Source organism: Nocardia sp. CA-107356 (genome assembly GCF_050946365.1).
Lineage (GTDB): Bacteria > Actinomycetota > Actinomycetes > Mycobacteriales > Mycobacteriaceae > Nocardia.
Genome location: NZ_CP191992.1, coordinates 2,727,491 through 2,745,886, shown reverse-complemented (window position 1 = coordinate 2,745,886; position 18,396 = coordinate 2,727,491). Strand labels below are relative to the sequence as shown.

Below are 18,396 nucleotides of genomic sequence, written 5' to 3'. Positions count from 1 at the left end.
GGGCGATGAGGTCGGCGTTCGACTGTCAGGACCAGCGGGTGGCGTGATAACCGCGCGGCAGCGAGATCACTTTCACGACATCACCGGTATGCGGGGCCTCGACGCATTGGCCGTTTCCGATATACATCATGACGTGACCAGGATTCCCATTGTTGAATTCAGAGTCGGGGAAGATCAGATCACCGGGGCGGATATCGGCCGGATTGACCTTCGGCAACTGTTGATACTGGGCGGAGGCGACACGAGGAATGCTGACACCCGCCTGAGCCGCGGCGTATTGCATGAGCCCGGAGCAGTCGAAGGAATTCGGCCCCTCGGCACCCCCCACATACGGATCGCCCTGTTGGGCCATTGCGACCTGGACCGCCTTCTGCGCGGCCGCGGACGTTCCGGCGGCCGAGCCTGCGTACTTTTTGCCGGCGATGTTGTACAGGTACTGGTTGGTGAGCCGGTTGATGGCATTGGCGGTGTCGGTGGAGCTCGCCTGCGTACCGGTGACGATTTGGCTGGCTTTTTGTAGTGCGGTGGTGAGGATTTGGTGGACCTTCTGGCGTCCTGCCTTGGTATAGGCCTGGGGGCCGAGTTCGGCCAGCGCGACGTTGACCTCACGGATCAGCGCGGTGACCGCTTTCTTGTCGACCGTGTGGTTACCGGCCAAACCCGTGATGTAGGAAGCCAATTGGTTGTCGAGGTTGTTGAACGCGGTCGCCGCATTCTTTTGGAACAACTGCCGCGCCTTGATCGCGGTCGCCCCCGAACCCGACCCGTTGATCCCCATTTGCTGCCGTAACTGCTTGACCTCCGGATCATCGGTCTTCCCGTCACCATAAACAGCGGCCAGCAACTTCAACGCCTGCAACGCCTTCTGCGCCTCCGGCGACAACCCACCCTCGGATCCATCGGCACCACCACTATCGGCACCAGAACCCGTACCCGAACCACTACCACTACCACCACTGCCGCTGCCCAACCCCGCCAACGCCGAGGCCAGCATCGGCAACATACCCATCGCCATCGTCCCCGCCGACAACGCCGCCGGCGCCAACGCCGCCACCGTATCCGGATCCACCAACGGCGGCGCAGGCTCAGCAGGCGCAGCCCGAGCTTGCGGAGCCGGCGGCTGCGTCGGCTGCCCCGCCCCCGGACCGGGCGGGACGACAATATTGCCCTGCGGCGCGGCGGTCACGCCCGGAGCGGATCCCCCCTGACCCGCTTGCCCCTGTGGTGTCGCTGGCGCCCCGTTCTGCCCCGGCGACGAACCGGATCCCGGATTCAACGGGGCGGTGCCCGTGCGCGGCGCGGCCTTGTGCCCTTGCCTACCCGACCATGGCGTTACCGGGCCGGATTGCGAATCACCCTCCTCGCCAGCACCTTCGGTCGGCTCGTCGACAACTTCGACCTGGTAGTCAGCAGGCCACACCTCTGCGCTCGTCACGACCCACCCCCTAGCACTCGCTTGATGCGGACGTCACGGCCGGTCGGCATCGACTGCTCGACGAACCGTCCGGAATAGGGATCATAAGTCATGACTTGTGTTGCGCCGAGGGCGATTCCGGTCCGGGCGGGGGCGTTGCTGCGGTAGTCCCAGAAGACCAGATCACCCGCCGACACCGCGGCGGGATCGACCCGCTGTCCGCACGCGGCCTGGCCCGCAACGGTTTTCGGAAGCACGATCACCGCCTTCCCGATACTCGACGATTGCCCGCACGCGACCGCCGCCGATCCCGGCTGCGCCGACGTACTCCTCGCGGGCGGTGCCACGGGTTCGGTGTCGACCGGTGGTTGCGCCGCCGGATCGCAATGCCCGGTGACGGCGGCGGCCGAGGCCTGATAGATCACATCCCGTGTCAGCCCTGCCGCACTCGAGGGGCCACTCGGTGCACCATCGGCACTTCCCGCCGACGCTTTCAGCGCGTGATTGATGGCCAATTCGCGGGCACAGTCACCGAGCAATCCGCTCATGGTCGTCTGCAGCGGCGGCAGTTGATACGGCGCGGTGCGGATCGCACTCACGCAGGCGCGCTGCCAATCCGACGCGGTCGTATCGTCCGGTGCCACAGTCAATTCCGCGTACGGGTTGGCGGTCGGCGCGGCGGAGGTCGCGGCGGCCGTGCCCGAACCGGAGGCCGCGGTCGTGCGGGGTGCGGTGGTCTCGGTCAGCGACGGGTCCGGACCTACCGCACTGTCGCACTGATAGTGCAGGTCGGCGGAGATGGCCGACGTCGTGCCGCCGACTACGAGCACCATGATGACGAGCACCGTGCCCAGTCCGGACACCACCGCCAGCAACAACCACGCCCAAGCGGGAACCATGGCGAGGAACATGAGCCGACCGATCATCGAATACCTCTCCGCACAGGACGAGCGACTTTACCTTCCCAAAGGCGCAGTCCTAATTCCCCAGCAGCCTGTTGACCCCAGGCATTATCTGTACCCATCTCGGATCGGCGTTATTGCGTCCGCGCGGGGTCACGGTATTGGACAAATCTCCGGTACGACCGGAGCCCAGATGTTCTGTTCGGACGGCGTCGAAGACCACATCCCGGAGATCGCGGATTGCGTCCGGATCGGCGACGTTACCAATAAGCCGTTCGGTGGCTTCCTGCGCGTCCTTGGCGTGCTCGTTCATAATCCATTGCTTCATACGCTCCGCCTCCCGCACATCGACATTGGCTCCTTGCAGTCTCGCCCTGGCGATGGACGGTGCGGCCGTCGGGTTGGCGAGGGTAGGTGCCGGCACCGGCACCCTGTTTATCACGTCATTCAACGCCTGCATCTTCTCTATCGCCACATCCGGATTATTGCGAATGTCGTTCATATATTCCTGGACAAAATTCAGCTGCGGAGTGCCGGGAACATATGGGGTGCCGTCGTCCAGCGTGACACCACCCGCTCGGACTCTGCGGAATTCCCGGGCTGCCTGCTGCAGAGTCCCCATATTGGCCGCGACCTCCTCGGCGGTGCCGTCGCCATTGATCAGCAGGCGTGCCGAATTCTGGGTATGTCGCAATGAGGCAGCCAAGAACGCCAGGTCGCGATCCTGGAGCGGTTCATTGGCGGCAGCCTGGCCGATGGTCGCACGCGAGCGTACCGCGAGTCGCGCTCGTTCCTCGTTCCGCGCACCGGCGCCGAGCATGGCCCCGTACGAATCAGCCGCAGTGCCACCCACATCGATAACGCCTTGCACCGCTGCGGCATTGCCCAGGAACGAGTCCAAACCGCCGTACACTCCGGCTTCCGCACCAGCATTAGCCGCAAAGAGTTCGCGGTTCATGTACGACTGCGAATACCAGCCGAACCGCCCACCGAACCGCCCATCCTCGGCCCACACACCTCCCTGAGCTTCCGTAATTGCCCTCTTCAGCCTGGATTGGGGGTGGATCGATCCGGGCAGCCCGCCCATCATCCATTCGGTCAATGGCGAGTTGGCGATCGTGCTCACGCCACCCATCAGAGCCATCATCCCGATGCCGCTCATCTTGTGGCTTGCGCCGAATTGCCCCATGCCGAGAGCGGTCCCACTACCACCGCCCCCACCCGAGCCGACTCGAGCGCCACCATTCTGAATAGCCAACGCGAATCGGTTGGCAATCCAGTCGTTGCCCTTCTCCAGACCTGCATTGAGTCGCTTCAACTGGAAGATGGCGACGATTTCCACGATTGCTACGATGACGAATACGGACATGACCTGGCCGCGCGCCTGCTTGAACAGATCGCCGAGAAACAGCTCATAGACGCCGAGGAATATGACGAATACAGCCATGCGCCCGGCCGAGACGAATCCGTGTACGACACAGCGAATGGTGAACGTCTGCGTCGGCCCGTACACGAATCCGCCCGCGGCGAATCCGAATATCGTCATGAATCCGTAGTAGATCGAATCCAGCGCGGCCCAGATGACCTTGATGGCCAGGTATGCGCCGAAAAGCAACAGCACCGTGCCGGAAAATAGCAGCAGAATACCGGCGCCGATTTGACCGACGCTCGGGTTATCGGCCGCCGAATATGCGACGGTGTCCCCGCACGACTTCATCCCGTTCTTGACCCGGTCCTCGTCACCGGCCGTGACACCGGCCGACCATGCCGCCCGGCAGGACGCCCGGTCGTCGACCACGTGCCCGAAGTTCCACACCTGCAACGGACTGCGTGCGAAATTGTCCGCCATATCGGCCTGCATCGTCTGGATCAACTGATTCGGATTCGGATTGCTATTGCCGTTCAAACCGGCGGCCACCGAAATGCCCAGATTCCGCCCCTGCGCCAGCAGTCCGTCCGGCGCCAGCACCTCCGCCAGCGGCTCGGCGAGGAAGAGCGGCCCGAGTATCGCCACGCCCACCATCATCACGACCTGCATCGAGGCCTTGGAGAAATAGCCGCGCACGATGAACACGCCCACGGGAATCCCGCCGATCGCTACGAAAGTCACCAGCATGATCGGGGTCGCGATCTGCCCCGACAGACTTTCGGCCACGGCCTGCAGCGGCTTGCTGACGAAGGTCAGCCAACCGAAGTCCAGGGTATCGGTGGGCAGCCAGATCGCGGTAACCGTGATAACGAGCCAGATGGCGAACAGCACGATGATCAGGAACGACAATACGAGGTTTCCCGGGTTCAACACACCGCCGCGATTGGTGGCGAACAGGTAACTCGAGAGTTCTACTCCCGACGAATCTTTGATCCGCATCCAACTGAGCGCACTGTTGGGCGCGGATACCGTCCCCGTACCGGTTTGCGCGGTGGCCAGCACCGCCATGATGCCCGGACAGATGAACAGCACGACAAGAGCGATGAGCGTCCACGTGGTCCAGCGCCGACGGCGAGTCGCACCGATCCACCCGCGACATCGCCGGAATACCTCTGACGGTCGCCAGTGCACCGGATCGAACAGCGCCGATTCTTCCGTCATTCCGAAGTCGGGCAGTTCTGATCGGCCACTGCGACCGGTACCGGACTTCACCGGACTGCCTGTCTCTCCGGAGCAGCGGTGCGTGTGGCCCCGCCGGCGTTCGGCGTGCTGGTAATCGCGGTAGCCCGATCGATCCGAGCCGGGCCGAGCACCTTGCCGCGGCCGATCCGGTTCAGCGCGTCACGCATGAACATCTCACCGCGGCGTTCCTCGGGCACCTGACGGCCGGGACCGACCGGTGGGGAGGTCTCCTCCCGCAGGATCTGCAGCAGAAACGGCGCTTCCTCCAAATCGACGCCGAGCCATTCCAAACTGTTGCGCGCCAAGGTCTCATCGCGCTGACGGAAGACGAACCGGTTCGGGATGAGATTGTGCGCCGCGCCCTGGAAGTCGGTCGCCGGATCGTGCGAGGCCAACCCGATCGCCGCCAGATGCTTACGGCCGTCTCGACTGAAGTCCGAAGTGACCGCCGAGCCGACCTGGGTCTGCGTGAAATGGTGGGCCTCATCGCCGACCAGCAGTCCGAATCTCCCGTTATCGGTGAGGAATGCCTCTCGGGCGGCGACACCGACGAGTTCGTAGAGCGCGGTGCCGAGTCGTTTCGTCAGCGGCAATCGGTTGTACAGATGTGGGGTGGTGAGCTCCTCGGCGGTCGGCAGCGCCAACTGGTGGCTGCGGATGACCGTGGCAGCGGCATCGAGCCGCAATGGTTTCAGCGATGGGTCGAACAGCACCGGCACCCGCTCGACAACCGTGCCGAGGCGCGCGGCCAGGTCGGCGTATTCCTCCTGATTGCCGGGCTGATCACGCAGGCGCCGGACGACATGGAACAGATCCAGCAGACTGCGGATGCCGTGTTCGGCAATGCCCCGCGCCGTCAGCAGATTGCTCGCGGCGGCACCCGCACCGGAGGTCGGCGACAGATCCAGCAGCGGCAGAATCGAGTCGAGCGCCCGCTCGCCGGCGATTCTCGGTTCGAACATGCGCAACGGATCCAATGACACCGTTGGATTCGCCAGATCGATGACGACGGCATTGTCGATCGCGGCGGCGAAATGCGCCCATTCACCGACCTGACTGCGGTCGATGGCCAGGAACTGCCCGCCCATATCGTGCACGAGCACCGCCATGAGCTTGAGGAAATACGACTTGCCCGATCCGAGTTCACCGGTGACCGCGAACGAAGCGGACAGATCGTGCAGCGCGGCCTCCATGATGCCGAAATGGATCGGCTCGTATTGGCCGGACAAAAGATTGATCCCGATCACCGGGCCGCTGTCATCGCCGATCTGACTGGTGATGAACGGGACGAAACCCGCCCACATATCGGAGGGCACGATATGCGCGAAATCGTCGAATGCCCGCCGCGACGGACTCCCGGGCACCAGCATCGACCACAGATCGACCTGGGTGCCGAGCGGGGCCGTCATATCGACCTGGAATCGCTTGTAGCGGCGCTTGAGCGTATTGACCGCGTCCATCGTGACATCGCGCGAGGGTCCACCGATGGCGATGACGGTGGTGAAGGAGACCTCCGCCTCACCACCGTTGACCTCGAAATGCTGGTTGTATTCGCCCAGCATCTGCGCCTTCGAGGTGAGCGTATTCTGTGCGAACGACACCTCTTGGTCGCGCTGATCCATCTGCTCACCGAGTCGGCGCAGGCTCAGCTCGTTATTCTTGAGTACTTGGTCCGCGGGCTTGGTCGACACCCGCATCCCCCAGTCGACCGTGACGTCGCCGAGCCCCTCCAGCACATTGAGGAATTCGCTGCCACCGGGAAATCGCATGCCCGCGTAGGGGAACGAATGCGGGGTGAGCATTGCCTGATAGGACGGGCGATACTCGTAATCCGGTTGGACGACCTTGATCACCGGGACGAACGACGGCCGTATCCGCCGATTGCTGTCGGCCTGCGCGCCCTCGTCGAGCGCCGCCGAGGAGAACACGGCCGCTGTCGCGTCATCCAGGGCGCCGACCCGCGTCGGGGCCACCGGATCGCCCGCAGCGCCGCGCGACAGATAGTGCTCCCACAACCACTGGAACAGTGCGGCAGGCACCGGAACCGGATCGAAATCGCCGCCGATCCTGGACAGGATCTCGTTCGCCTTATCGTCGTAGCCATCCAGGTCCGCGCGCGAGATGGCGGTCGCATCGATCGTGGTAGTGCTGCCGCGCCACATACGCGACAGTGCCGAGATACCGGAGTTCGCCGTGCCGACCGGAATTGTCAGCAAGAAGATCCGGGTCTGCGGTGAGATTGCGCGGACTCGCTCATACGAGGCGACCACCTCGTCGGCGTAATCCTCACATTCGTCGAGATCGACGCCCTCCACCATCTTGGTCAGCACATCGATCGTATTCAGCCGCGCCTGGATCCCGAGCAGCAATGAACCGCTCGGCAAGCTGTTGATCAGCGCTTGGTGGGCCAATCTCACGTCGTGCTTGTCACCCGCCTTGCGCAACCCGTAGCCGAGCGGGTTGATGAAGTAGGTCGCGGTGACCAGACCCGAATGGGTGAATTGCAGATTTCCGCGAATCGCGGCAGTGGGCTGCAGATCTCGTCCGAATGCCATCAGCGGCTCCCTTCCGATGCTGGGCCACCGTTGCCGTTGATCCAGTTGCGCAGGTCCGCCCCGCTGCCGCCAACGCCGATCACATCGAGCAACTGGATATCAGGTTTAGCGACCGCCGCTGTTGCGGCCGGGCGATCCGGCAGGACCACGACGACGGACTCTTCGATGAACATGGTGTGGCGCGCCGAATCGGCGTTGACCGGCATACCGGATGCGGACACCGGCTTGCGATCTACGAGGAGCCGCCCCACCCACAGCGCCCGAGAAGTCATCCGGACACCGGTATACGGCACCAGTCCGACAGCGAAGATGACCGCGATCGTCAGCACCAGCCCCACCACGAAGGTGACCGCCGGATTGACCGGAAGTGCCATCGCGGATACCGAGGTGATCACCATCAACACCACCGCGCACGCGACTTGCGGCAGGGTGTACGGCCCGAAGGGCAGCTTCTGCCCGTTCTGGGCCTTGCCGATCATGGTGGGGACCCGCTTGATCGGCGTGAAGACCTTGATCACCTGGGTCATCGATAGCCACCGATGGGGTGATCGGGGACCACGATGTTGGAGTCGGTGCGCGCGTAGTTGACCAGCGTCGGAAGTATCCAGAACAGGACCGCGGCGAGCAGGGCCGATCCGGCGACGGCGAGGATCTTCGCGGGCGAGAGCTTGGATTTGGCCGCCTCGGATATCAGCACACCCATGCTCAGGATGGTGATCAGGATCAGGCCCGCCCAGCGGACGAACATCAGGATGTTGTACAGGATGGCGCTCAAATTACCCACGGCCGTGCCTCTTTCGTATCAGTTCTGGGTAGCCCGCGGAATCTGCACCGTCGTCGACGGCACCGACGTCGTCGAGCTCGGCGCACTTTCGTGCGAGTTCTGCTGGTCGGCGATCACGGCAGGCGGGTTGGTCATCGCGGGTACGGCATCGACCGACTGCACCTGCCACTGGCCACCGTCACGGACCATGGTCAGCGGATAGGCGAGCGTCGCGACCGCCCCGCCGTCGGCCTTGGGATTGACGGTGACGAGCACCTGCGCATGCGAACGCGCTGTGCCACAACTGTTGTCGTCCGAGGTGACCGCGACGGTCTCCACGGCGGTGAACGGGGCCGGGCGCAGTGCGACGATACCGGCGTCGAGGGTGACGTAACGGCCTACATCGCCGTTACCCGTCAGATAGGTGGTCAGAAAGCCCGATGCCACTTGCGCGAGCGGCGTATCCGCGGTGCACGGTGCGGAGTATGCCTGCGCCAGGTCGGCGCCCCGGCTGGGCGGTTCGACCAGGGCGGGCAGCGCAAGCGCCCGCAGTCGACCATTGAGCACCGATACCCCGACCCGATAGAACTGACGGGCGTCGGAACCGGCGTTGTTGTTGCTGGCGGTGGCGGTGGTGCCGGTAGAACTGGTGGCGGCGGTGGTGGTGGACTTGCCCACCCGGACCGATACGGTCACCGACCAGATCTCGAGCGTGTCGAAGCTCCCGACCCGCGACGCGTACACCACGGAGGGATCGGATACCTGCCGGGCCGTCGAGGGCAAGGTGATCTGCTGGGCACTGGATCCGACATATTCGCCGAGCCGATCCTGTTGTCCGGCAACAGAACTCAGATAGGTCACAATGAACTGCTGAGCGAAGGAGCCAGCCAATTGCGCGCGGCCGATGGTTGCGGGCGTCGCACTGTCGGATGGAGGCGGCGGATCCGAGGCGAAGAAATCGAGGATCGCATGCCCGCCACCGAGAACGGCCAGCACCGCGAGCACCGCGACGATCACATTGTCGCGGCGGCGGCGTGCGACCATTCGGCGAAGTAATTCATCGCCCGAATCCGTCGATCTGCCAACCATTGTCCGCACTCCCGAAATGGTAGAGAGCACCATCATTTCCAGCCGCCGTCATCGTTCCCAACATTGGGGACAGCGGGTCAGTACACAGGACTACGTTTCAAGCGATGCGTGAGCCGATACTGCAGCTGATCGTCGTACCCGATCGGCGCCTGTCCCTGCGGGGTTTCCAGCGAGTGGCGCCCGGATTCCAGCATCGGCATGTCATCGGCGAGGCGCACCAGCTGGGCGATCGCGAGCTGCCGACTCGGATAGCCCGGATACGGGTACAGCAGCAGCGATGTCGGGGTGTAACCGCCACCGTAGTTGAGGGCCCGCACCGTAACACCCGCCGTATCACCGGATTGCAGCCGATCACTCAGCGCCATCAAACGGACGCGGTCATCCGGATGGAAGACGTCCACCGGCCGGAACAGATAGTCCCATCGAATCCAGGGAGCCGGATCCGTGAGCCAGTGCGAGATGCTGGCGCGCTCGATCTGGATGATCGCGAGATGAGTTCCGGCCCGCCGATGGGCTTCGCGCAATCCGACCCGTTCCAGCGTCGGCCACTCCGACTGCTCGTTATCCGAGGTGACATCTTCGATCAACAACCACGCGCCCTGCGTGCGCGCGTCGTCGCGGGCTCGGATACTGATCCGCCACCGCCCCGGCCGCTCAGGACCATCGGTCACCGTGACATCGAACTGAAGCTTGTCACCGGGTTTCGGACTGTAGAGCAGATCCAGGACCTCGGCATGTCGATTGAAGGCCGAGATCCGATGGAACAACTCCGCGATCGATATCACCGGCACGTGCTGCTCGGCAGAGTTCCCCGTCAGCCGCGTCGCACCGATCGGTTGCTGAATGGTCTGGGTATTGAGGTCCCAGATCGCACCCACCGCGGGCGGTAATTCCGGGCAGGTCGCCGCGACGGAGCCCATCCACAAGCGGACGGCGTGCACGTCGCCACCCGGTCCGAACACCGGACGTATCCGCAGGGCGTGCGGCCCCGAACCGGTCGCGAGCGTCAGATCCACATCCTCGGCCTCGTCGCGCGCCGCCCGGATCGCATCGATCAGGCTCCGGGTCTTGAGGCTGTCGTACAGTGCCGGGGTCCGCGACAGCAGCCGCTGCAGTACACGCTGCCAGTCGGCGAATCCACGCGGTGCATCTCCCACCGACGCCACCGACATCGCTTCGGGCGTCAACGTCTCGATCGTTATCCATGGATTTACTGCGCCACTTGTCATCGCACTTGCCCGTACCAGCCGTTCGTCGGAAGCCGCCACCTGTGTGACACGGTCAATGTACCGCTATATAACGGCTCATTCAACAGGTTTAGGGATGTCGACATCAGATGCAGTCTGCATGACGGGGCCACCCGAAGTTCACCAAGCGGTCTTTTCTTAACGTGCGCTTAAGAACGCGTGCACAGACGTCAGAATTCCCACAGCTCAGCGCAGTTCGCGCGAGCTGCGGCAAATCACCGGACAGGGCCTGAGACCAGCGACGAAAGCGCTGGTCTCAGGCCCTGATTCCACCCCTGCAACCGCGACGGGCTAGCCCTCTCCCGCCGTCAGCGCCAGCACACCGGCACCCGCCAGTACACCCACCACACCGAGTTCCGATGGCACGACCCGCAATCCGGTGAGATAGCCGAGTCGGGCATGCGTCGCGACAGCAGCGCCGAGCGCCTTCCAGAGCGAGGTGCCCGGCGCCGCCAGCGTGCCGCCCAGGACGACCAAGTCCAGGTCGAGCAGTGCGGCCACCGAGGCGATTGCGCGGCCGAGCGCCGTTCCGGCCCGGGTCAGCGCGGCATCCGCGAGTTCGTCACCCGCCAGCGCCTGACCGACCAGGTCGTCGACCGAGGTGCCCTGCCAGCCTTGCGCGCGTGCCCAATTCACCGCCGAGATTCCGCCTGCTACCGCCTCCAGACAGCCCCGTCCCCCACATTCGCAGGGCTCATCGAAGCCGGGCACCAGCACATGGCCGAGGTTTCCCGCATTTCCGGTCCGACCGACCACCACGAAACCACCGACCATGACCCCGGCACCGATTCGGTCCGAGGCCATCACCGCGAGGGCATCGAGTACGTCGTTGGTCGCACCGAAGTTACGCTCGGCCAAGCCCAGACACACGCCGTCGAGCGCCAACTGGACGATGGCGTTCGGAAACAGCTTCTCCACCGCCGCCACGATCCCGAAACCCGTCCCCCACTCGGCGATTCCGGGCGGTGCCACCACGCCGGCGGCCATATCGAGCGGGCCGGCGGAGCCGATTCCCACCCGGGTGACATCCTCGCCGCCAGCGGCCTCTAGCAGCAGGTCACGGCAGCTGTCCCAGGCCGCACGGGCCGGGATCGGAGCGCGCCGAATCTCGTCCTCGCCGACATTGTCGGCCACCCGACTCGCCGCAAAGCCATCCGGCCCGATCTCCAGAGCCAACATTGTCATGAGTTACACACCGCCAGGATGAAGTACGTCGTCAACAGTGGACGAAAGCATAGGTCAGTGCGCGCCGGTTCCGGTCGGCTCCAGCCGACGACCCAGCACAATGTGGCGCCGCGGCGCCGCCGGAACCGGATCGGCGGGTGCGGGACGCGAGCCGGTTCGGATGATCCGCAGCGGCCGCTTGTGGTCGAGGGGAGTAATGCGATGGCGGTCCAGATCCGCGACGACCTTGCCCGCACTGTCATAGGGCACTCCGGCCCAGATCATCGCGCGGGGGCCGGTACCGCGCTCGATGAGTGTCTGCGCCAACTGTTCACATTTCGCGAACACCGGGCAGCTGTCACAGATTCGCATTGCCGCACGCCACGAGTCCGGAGTGCCGACGTCCAGATCCCAGTCGTCGGGACCGTCCGCGCAGGGCGGTCGATGGGCCGACGAAGTCGGAAGCGTCGAAACCTTTGCCGTCGCAACGGTTTCCATGACGAGGGAAGATTGCGTGATGCTCATAGCCGTCTCCGGGGATGCCGAGGGCGCGCCAACTCCGTTGTGCGAGCCCATTGGTCGGGCGGTCATCAGGGCTGCTCAACAGTCCCCGGAAGGGCCAGCGATGATTGCTGGTCCACGAACGTTAACCCACGATTGGCCGCTCGGCAATCGCTTCTGCCGCCACTTAACGGCACGTTGACCAAGATGTGATGCTGGCGTATCGTTAGTTAACGGCACGTTTGATCACGAGCCATCCTCTGAGGAGCGAATTGTGGTTTCCTATGGATATGGCTGTTGAGTCCGAGTACACGATCGACGAGCTAGCGCGGGCGGCCGATACCACCGTGCGAAGCGTCCGCGTGTACCACGAACGAGGACTCCTCCCATCCCCCGATGTCCGGGGCCGCATCGGCTATTACGGGTCGGATCACCTCAATCGACTGCAGACGATCAGTCGCCTGCTCAGTCGGGGCATGAAGTTGAACGGGATTCGGGAACTGCTCGAGGCATGGGACCGTGGTGACGGATTGGCGGAGGTGCTCGGCGTCAACGACCAGCCCTCCGAGCCGACGACGGTTGCCGCACCCGGCTCTCCCCACGCGCAGCGCAACCATGCGCCCCCGGAACTTCCCGAGTACGTGCAGCAGGCACTCGCCGCGAGCGCCGATCCGCACGAGGCATACCGGGTGACCAATCCGCGCTGCGGCGACCTGACCACCCGACTCGTCGATGCGGGTATCACCGCACGCGACGCCTTCGAACTGATCGAGCGACTCAGAGCCGATTGCAATCAGATCGCCGATCAGTATGCGACCCAACTGTTCTACTTCCTGGCGGGCCAGGCCTACGAACAGTCCGGGCGCACACCGAAGGACCGCGCGAAACTCGAATCGGAGTTGGCCATCGCTCGGCTGATCGCCACCCGCGCGACGTCGGAGCTGATCGATCAGGCCTTCGCCAGACATTCCGAACTGCCGCCGTCCTGATATCGAATTCATGCGCTCCGGAGCGCGGCGAATGTTTCACGCCGCGAACGGCGCATCGGGTTTGCGATTTCAGGTTTCGTCCTGCGATGAGATTTCGCTCGTGCCGACACGATTTGGCGTGCAGCCGGTCACAGCCGCCGAATTCTATACGTGTTCTATACGAATCATCCAGAGTCTAATACGTTTTCGATATTCGACCGACCACTATATTTGCATGCGTGTTCGGACGACTAGATGATCTCGTTGGCACGCGACTCGGCCCGGGCGGTAGGGTCGGCCGAGATACGTTGTCGGACTTGGAGTTCTGGGATACGGCCCGTTGGCGGCCAGGTGTGGTTATCCGTCGGTGCGTGGACTGGGTCGGCGCCACTCGACTGCGCCGAATAACCGCCCGACTGCTGCTCGGCGTATTCGTACTGTTCGTTATTCCGATGACGATCGGTGCGGTGGCGACGGCGCAGACGGGAACCGCTACCGCCGGGTCCTCGACGATCGATGCCGTCGGTTGGATGAATGTCCGGGATTCGCACGGCATACCGCTGGCCAATTACGTCTTCGCCACGGATCACGGCAGCATTCTGCATCCCGGAAATGCGGCATTGTCGACCGCGCTCGATCTGGAATTCGCGGGGTTCATGGCCACCGAGGTCACCGGCATCTGGGTGATCGACTTTGTGGTGAGTTTTCGCTGGCTCGACCTGTTCGCCGAGCCGTTGAGCCGGGTCGCCGACACCCTCGCCGGACAAGTCGGCACGCCCCTGATCCTTGTGCTCGCGGTGACCGTGGGAGGGGTACCCGTCGGCTGGTTCGTCATTCGCGGATACTTTTCCAAGGCCACCCTTCAGGTGGTGACGATGATCGGGGTCGCCCTGTTCAGCGGGCCCTACTTGGCGCATCCGATGGCCGATGTGCTGTCCTCGCACGGGCTGCTCGCGCAGGGGCGCGATGTCGGTGTCGCTGTCGCCGCGGGCCTCAACGGCCAATCGAGTCCGAGCCCGAATGCGGTGATCGACTCGATAGAGGGCACGCTCGCCGACAATTTCGTGCGCTATCCACTGCAGGTATGGAACTTCGGCCATGTCGTGGACGACTCACCGGCGTGCCGAGCCGCGTGGTCGGACGGTGTGTTGGCCGGTAGCGACGACAAGGTCACCAGCGGTATGAAGCGTTGCGGTGATGTTGCGGCGCTCACGAAGAGCCAGAATCCCAATGCGGGCCAGATCTGTACCGGTCTGCTGTTGCTGATTTTTGCGGCCGTTCTGCTGATGTTCGGCGTGTACCTGTCCGGAAAGATTGTGGTGGCTGCGGCGGAGGCGATCTATCACGCCTTCATGGCCATCTTCGGCTTCGCCGCGGGCGGATACGTCTATGGACCGAGCCAGACCTTCCTGCTGCGTAATCTGGTCGATGCCTTCGTATCGGCAGGGAAGATGATCGCGTTCACCGTCTATCTCGGCATCTACGCCTTGGTCCTCGGTGATGTATTCGAACAGGCGCAGGGCCACGGTATCGCGGTGATCTTCATCGGTGGATCGTTCATGCTCGTCGGAATCGTCTTGCTGCGCAGGATGAGCCGAAGCCTTGCCGGCGCACCCGGTCGGATAGCGGGCCAGATCAGTGGTGTGCTCGCCACCGGACATGCCGCCCCAGCCGGGGGTGGCGGCGGCGGACCCATGATGGGAGCAGGCAGCATGTCCGGAACCCAGCGGCTCATTACCGGACTCGCGGCGCTCAACACGGTCAACGCCTCACCGGTGACCGAATACCTCATGGGACGCAAACGATCGCCACTGAGTTCCCGCTCAGCGATGCGGCAGCAGGCGGAGCTGGCGAATATGCGAATGGCGGTGGAGGCAGACCGCTTCGGCTGGATCCGCAACTATTACCGCACCCGCGAGCAGATCATCGACTCCGCCAGATCCGCCGCGGCGACATACGGCCACACACCCATGGGCGCCGCTGTCGCAATCGACCGCGTGGTCGACCGCGGCGCCAGTCTCGGCGATGCCGAAGCCGCCATGTTCAGCGCCGGATTCACCGATAAGGAGATGCGGACCAACGCCATCAAGGCCTACAACTACCGCACGAGTTGGGGTCCGAATATGTGGGACGGCGACAAACATATCGGGCAGGCCATCGCCTCGCTCGGCGTGCTCAAACTGGGCGAGACCCCGGCCAATATCGCGCTGTTCAAGCGGACCGCGCATCGGCTCGCGGAACGTCGCTTCGCCGATCCCGATCTGCAGTTCAGCAGCTTCACCGCGCCGGAGCAGCAGTTCCTGCGCGACTATTTCACCAACCCGACCGAACCGGTCATTCATGCCATTCGGGATGTTGTCTCGGGCACCGGGAACTCGTTGCCCGGCTTGACCGGCACCGTATCCCGGGATCGTGGCGCGCTCATGAACAGATTCATCAACGTGCACCTCAGCCGGGAGTACCTGGCCGCCGCCGAAGCCGCGGACTTTGCGGGCGCATCGAGCATCCTGCAGAAGATGGCGCTGCCGGAGTACTGGACCGGCAGCAGCACCCTCACTCCGTCGAAGGCGATACCGACGTTCTAGTCGGAGCCACTCAACAGAAAAGCCGTGCCGGACAGAATGGTTCACCTGTCCAGCACGGCTGCGACCCGATCGCTGAGAGTATGTCAGCCGACCTCGAACAGCTGTGCCGCCATGCGACGGCTCGGCTTTCCATTGGGCAGTTGCGGCAACTGGGCAACTATGCGGATCTGGCCCGGAATCTGGTGGTCGGCCAGGTGTGCGTGGCAGTGCCGCATGATGTCGTGTTTGGTGGTCTGCGAACCCTTGCGCAAGTGGACGACTGCCGCGATGTCATCGCCCAGGCGGGGATGCGGTACCCGCGTCGCGAGGGATGAGACGACATCGGGGTGTTCGTCCAGCGCGGATTCCACGTCGACCGGCGCCACGGCATGGTCGCCGCGGTGCGCGATTTCACTGAGCCGCCCCAGGATTCGCAGGCGTCCGTCTTGTTCCCGGCGGGCCACGTCGCGGGTGCGCAACCAGCCGTCCGCGGTGAAGGCCGCCGCGGTGGCCGCCGGATTGCCGACATATCTGCTGAACAATGCGGTGCCACGGACCTCGAGCTCGTGCCCGCCCGCTAATTCGGCACCGGCCAAGCGGAATTCGACGCCGGTCGGTGTGCCGACGGTGCCGGGCACCCGTTCCCACGACGGCGGATCGGCCGCGGCCTGATGGCTGGTCTCGGCGAGTTCCAATGCCTCGACGACCGGGCAGCCGAGCAACCGTTCCGCGCGTGCGGCCGCGAGACGCGATAGCGGGGCCGAGGCGGTGCGCAGAAAACGCATGCCGCGCGCCCGCTTTCGCGAGGTCACCAGTCCGGCGGTCAGACCGGCCAGTTGTGCCGGCATCACCGTGAGCCAGGTGGGCGCCGCCGAATCCAGCAACCGGTGCGACTGGCGCATTTCGTCCGCGGACGGCAGCACCACCGTGCACCGGTTGCGCAGGGTCGCCATCAGGTTCGCGAACAGACCGTGGCCCTGCGCCCACGGCAGTAACGCGATGGTGCGATCCTCCGGTGTGAGCGCGAAATGATCTGCGACAGCGGCTATTCCGGCCGCGATATTGGCCTCGGAGAGTGCCACCGCCTTGGGCGCCCCGGTGGAGCCCGAGGTGAACAGGATCATCCGGTCGCCTTCGTGGACCGGCGGATCGGGCACCGTCGGCACCCATCCACGCCCGAGTGCGGCCGGGGACGGGATCCACTCGAGTTCCGCCGGCGGCTCGAACGGGTTGCGCCACAACAGCGTCGGTGACTCGATCGGCGCGAGGGTCGATGCGACCACCACTCTGGGATGGGCCAGCGCCAGGATCTGCTGTTTCTCCCGCGCATTCAGCCGCGGATCCATCGGCGCGAAAACCGCACCGATATTCCAGACCGCCGACATAACGGCCGCGAAGGCCGGAGAATTGGGTAGCTCGGCGACGACCACGTCACCCGAACCGACTCCATTGCGTTTCAAACACCATGCGACGGATTCGGTCCAGGCTTCGAGCTGACCGAATGACAAGAGCGGATCCGCATCGGCGGAAACAAGAAACGGCCGATCGAGGGCATCCATCAATTGTCCTTCCGATGGCGCGGGTGTTATCCCACTCCCGTTGCGGAATTGGCGAATTCCGCAATCGGGAGTGGGGTCACGAAACGGCACCCATCGCTGATCGCAGCAGTTATCCCCGGCACCTCCCGGCAAGGGGGAACAAGAGGTGAGCAATGGAACCCGAAGTCCGCGCGACCAACGCCTTCCGCATCGTGACAGCTCCAGCACCACCATCGAGGTCCAATTCTTAGCGGCGCCAGATGCCGAACATTACCGCCGCAACTCGAGCATGCCCACAATCCCAGTTCCCATTTTTGGGAACCGATCGAATACCCGACGCGCGATCGGCCGAGCCGCACATGTATCCACTTGGTCCTGCGCACCGCGCGACTTACGCTGCTCTGTCGGGGATCAACCGGAGGACACATGTCTGGTGAGAACGTCGGCCGCAAAAGGGATTCGGCCGCGACACGAACCGCGATTCTGACCGCGGCGCAACAGTTGTTCGCCGAACGCGGCTACGAGCGCACAACGGTGCGTGAGATCGCCGCGCGTGCCGGGGTGAATCAGGCGCTGCTGTTCCGATACTTCGGCAACAAGGACGAACTGTTTCGTGCGGCGATCGCCGATCGGGGACGACGCGTACTCGAGGACGGACCGGTCGATGGTCTGCTCGCCCGACTGCTGACCCGAGCGCTAGAGCCGAGCGGCTCTGCGGCACAGGGACATTGGCTGCAAGCCGCGCTGCGTTCCAGTGGACACGACGAAGGAGCGTCGGCGATTCGCCGGGAGTTGGGCGACGAATACGTCCGCGCGCTCTCGGCGCTCACCGACGACCCCGATGCCGAGTTGCGCGCCGACCTGCTGCTGGCCTGGTTGCTCGGCATCGGACTGGTGCGGTCGGTGTACCGCAGAGAACCACTGGCCAGCGCCGATCCGGCGGCGGTTGCCCAGCATGTGCTGCGCGCCGCGCGAGTGCTGCTGGAGCGGATCGATGTGAATTTCCCACCGCCGTAACGGGATTCAACTGTTGACGGGTTGATGCAGTCTTCCTATCATCAGCTGTAAGCACTCGCTTAC

Annotated in this window: 14 protein-coding genes; 3 read left to right on the top strand and 11 right to left on the bottom strand. The window is 64.2% G+C overall.

Going from position 1 to position 18,396, the window contains the following annotated elements:
* Window positions 1–25: 25 nt before the first annotated feature.
* The 10 genes from ACQP1G_RS12435 to ACQP1G_RS12390 form a co-directional block, all read right to left on the bottom strand.
* Window positions 26–1,435: a DUF4226 domain-containing protein gene (locus ACQP1G_RS12435; protein ID WP_433202526.1), complete on the bottom strand. Its 1,410-nt coding sequence runs from the start codon at window positions 1,433–1,435 to the stop codon at window positions 26–28.
* Window positions 1,432–2,340, bottom strand: coding sequence for a hypothetical protein (locus ACQP1G_RS12430; protein ID WP_433202523.1), 909 nt, complete (start codon window positions 2,338–2,340; stop codon window positions 1,432–1,434). The genes ACQP1G_RS12435 and ACQP1G_RS12430 overlap by 4 nt, the downstream gene beginning before the upstream one ends.
* A 52-nt stretch (window positions 2,341–2,392) precedes the next feature.
* Entirely contained in the window at window positions 2,393–4,906 is a 2,514-nt protein-coding gene (locus ACQP1G_RS12425; RefSeq protein WP_433202520.1) for a hypothetical protein, read from the bottom strand.
* 47 nt (window positions 4,907–4,953) lie between these two features.
* The gene (locus ACQP1G_RS12420) at window positions 4,954–7,482 is read right to left on the bottom strand and encodes an ATP-binding protein (protein WP_433202517.1); all 2,529 of its coding nucleotides are present in this window, start codon (window positions 7,480–7,482) and stop codon (window positions 4,954–4,956) included.
* On the bottom strand, window positions 7,482–8,009 hold the full coding sequence (locus ACQP1G_RS12415; protein ID WP_433202514.1) for a hypothetical protein: 528 nt from the start codon (window positions 8,007–8,009) through the stop codon (window positions 7,482–7,484). Before ACQP1G_RS12415 ends, ACQP1G_RS12420 begins: the two co-directional genes overlap by 1 nt.
* The gene (locus ACQP1G_RS12410) at window positions 8,006–8,266 is read right to left on the bottom strand and encodes a hypothetical protein (protein WP_433202511.1); all 261 of its coding nucleotides are present in this window, start codon (window positions 8,264–8,266) and stop codon (window positions 8,006–8,008) included. Before ACQP1G_RS12410 ends, ACQP1G_RS12415 begins: the two co-directional genes overlap by 4 nt.
* A gap of 18 nt (window positions 8,267–8,284) precedes the next feature.
* Window positions 8,285–9,289: a conjugal transfer protein gene (locus ACQP1G_RS12405; RefSeq protein ID WP_433202508.1), complete on the bottom strand. Its 1,005-nt coding sequence runs from the start codon at window positions 9,287–9,289 to the stop codon at window positions 8,285–8,287.
* Window positions 9,290–9,411: 122 nt separating this feature from the next.
* On the bottom strand, window positions 9,412–10,563 hold the full coding sequence (locus ACQP1G_RS12400) for a GAF domain-containing protein (protein ID WP_433202505.1): 1,152 nt from the start codon (window positions 10,561–10,563) through the stop codon (window positions 9,412–9,414).
* A 309-nt stretch (window positions 10,564–10,872) separates the two neighbouring features.
* Window positions 10,873–11,766: an ROK family protein gene (locus ACQP1G_RS12395; protein ID WP_433202502.1), complete on the bottom strand. Its 894-nt coding sequence runs from the start codon at window positions 11,764–11,766 to the stop codon at window positions 10,873–10,875.
* A 54-nt stretch (window positions 11,767–11,820) separates the two neighbouring features.
* Window positions 11,821–12,270, bottom strand: coding sequence for a hypothetical protein (locus tag ACQP1G_RS12390; protein ID WP_433202499.1), 450 nt, complete (start codon window positions 12,268–12,270; stop codon window positions 11,821–11,823).
* A gap of 266 nt (window positions 12,271–12,536) precedes the next feature.
* On the opposite strand from ACQP1G_RS12390, the gene ACQP1G_RS12385 reads away from it, so the two are divergent.
* On the top strand, window positions 12,537–13,235 hold the full coding sequence (locus tag ACQP1G_RS12385) for a MerR family transcriptional regulator (protein ID WP_433202497.1): 699 nt from the start codon (window positions 12,537–12,539) through the stop codon (window positions 13,233–13,235).
* Window positions 13,236–13,453: 218 nt separating this feature from the next.
* Entirely contained in the window at window positions 13,454–15,799 is a 2,346-nt protein-coding gene (locus tag ACQP1G_RS12380; RefSeq protein ID WP_433202495.1) for a hypothetical protein, read from the top strand.
* An 83-nt stretch (window positions 15,800–15,882) separates the two neighbouring features.
* On the opposite strand, the gene ACQP1G_RS12375 is transcribed toward ACQP1G_RS12380, so the two are convergent.
* Complete coding sequence (locus ACQP1G_RS12375) at window positions 15,883–17,337, bottom strand: class I adenylate-forming enzyme family protein (RefSeq protein WP_433202492.1); 1,455 nt, start codon at window positions 17,335–17,337, stop codon at window positions 15,883–15,885.
* Window positions 17,338–17,742: 405 nt separating this feature from the next.
* On the opposite strand from ACQP1G_RS12375, the gene ACQP1G_RS12370 reads away from it, so the two are divergent.
* A complete protein-coding gene (locus ACQP1G_RS12370; RefSeq protein WP_433202489.1) occupies window positions 17,743–18,333 on the top strand; it encodes a TetR family transcriptional regulator in 591 nt (196 codons plus the stop codon).
* Window positions 18,334–18,396 lie beyond the last annotated feature (63 nt).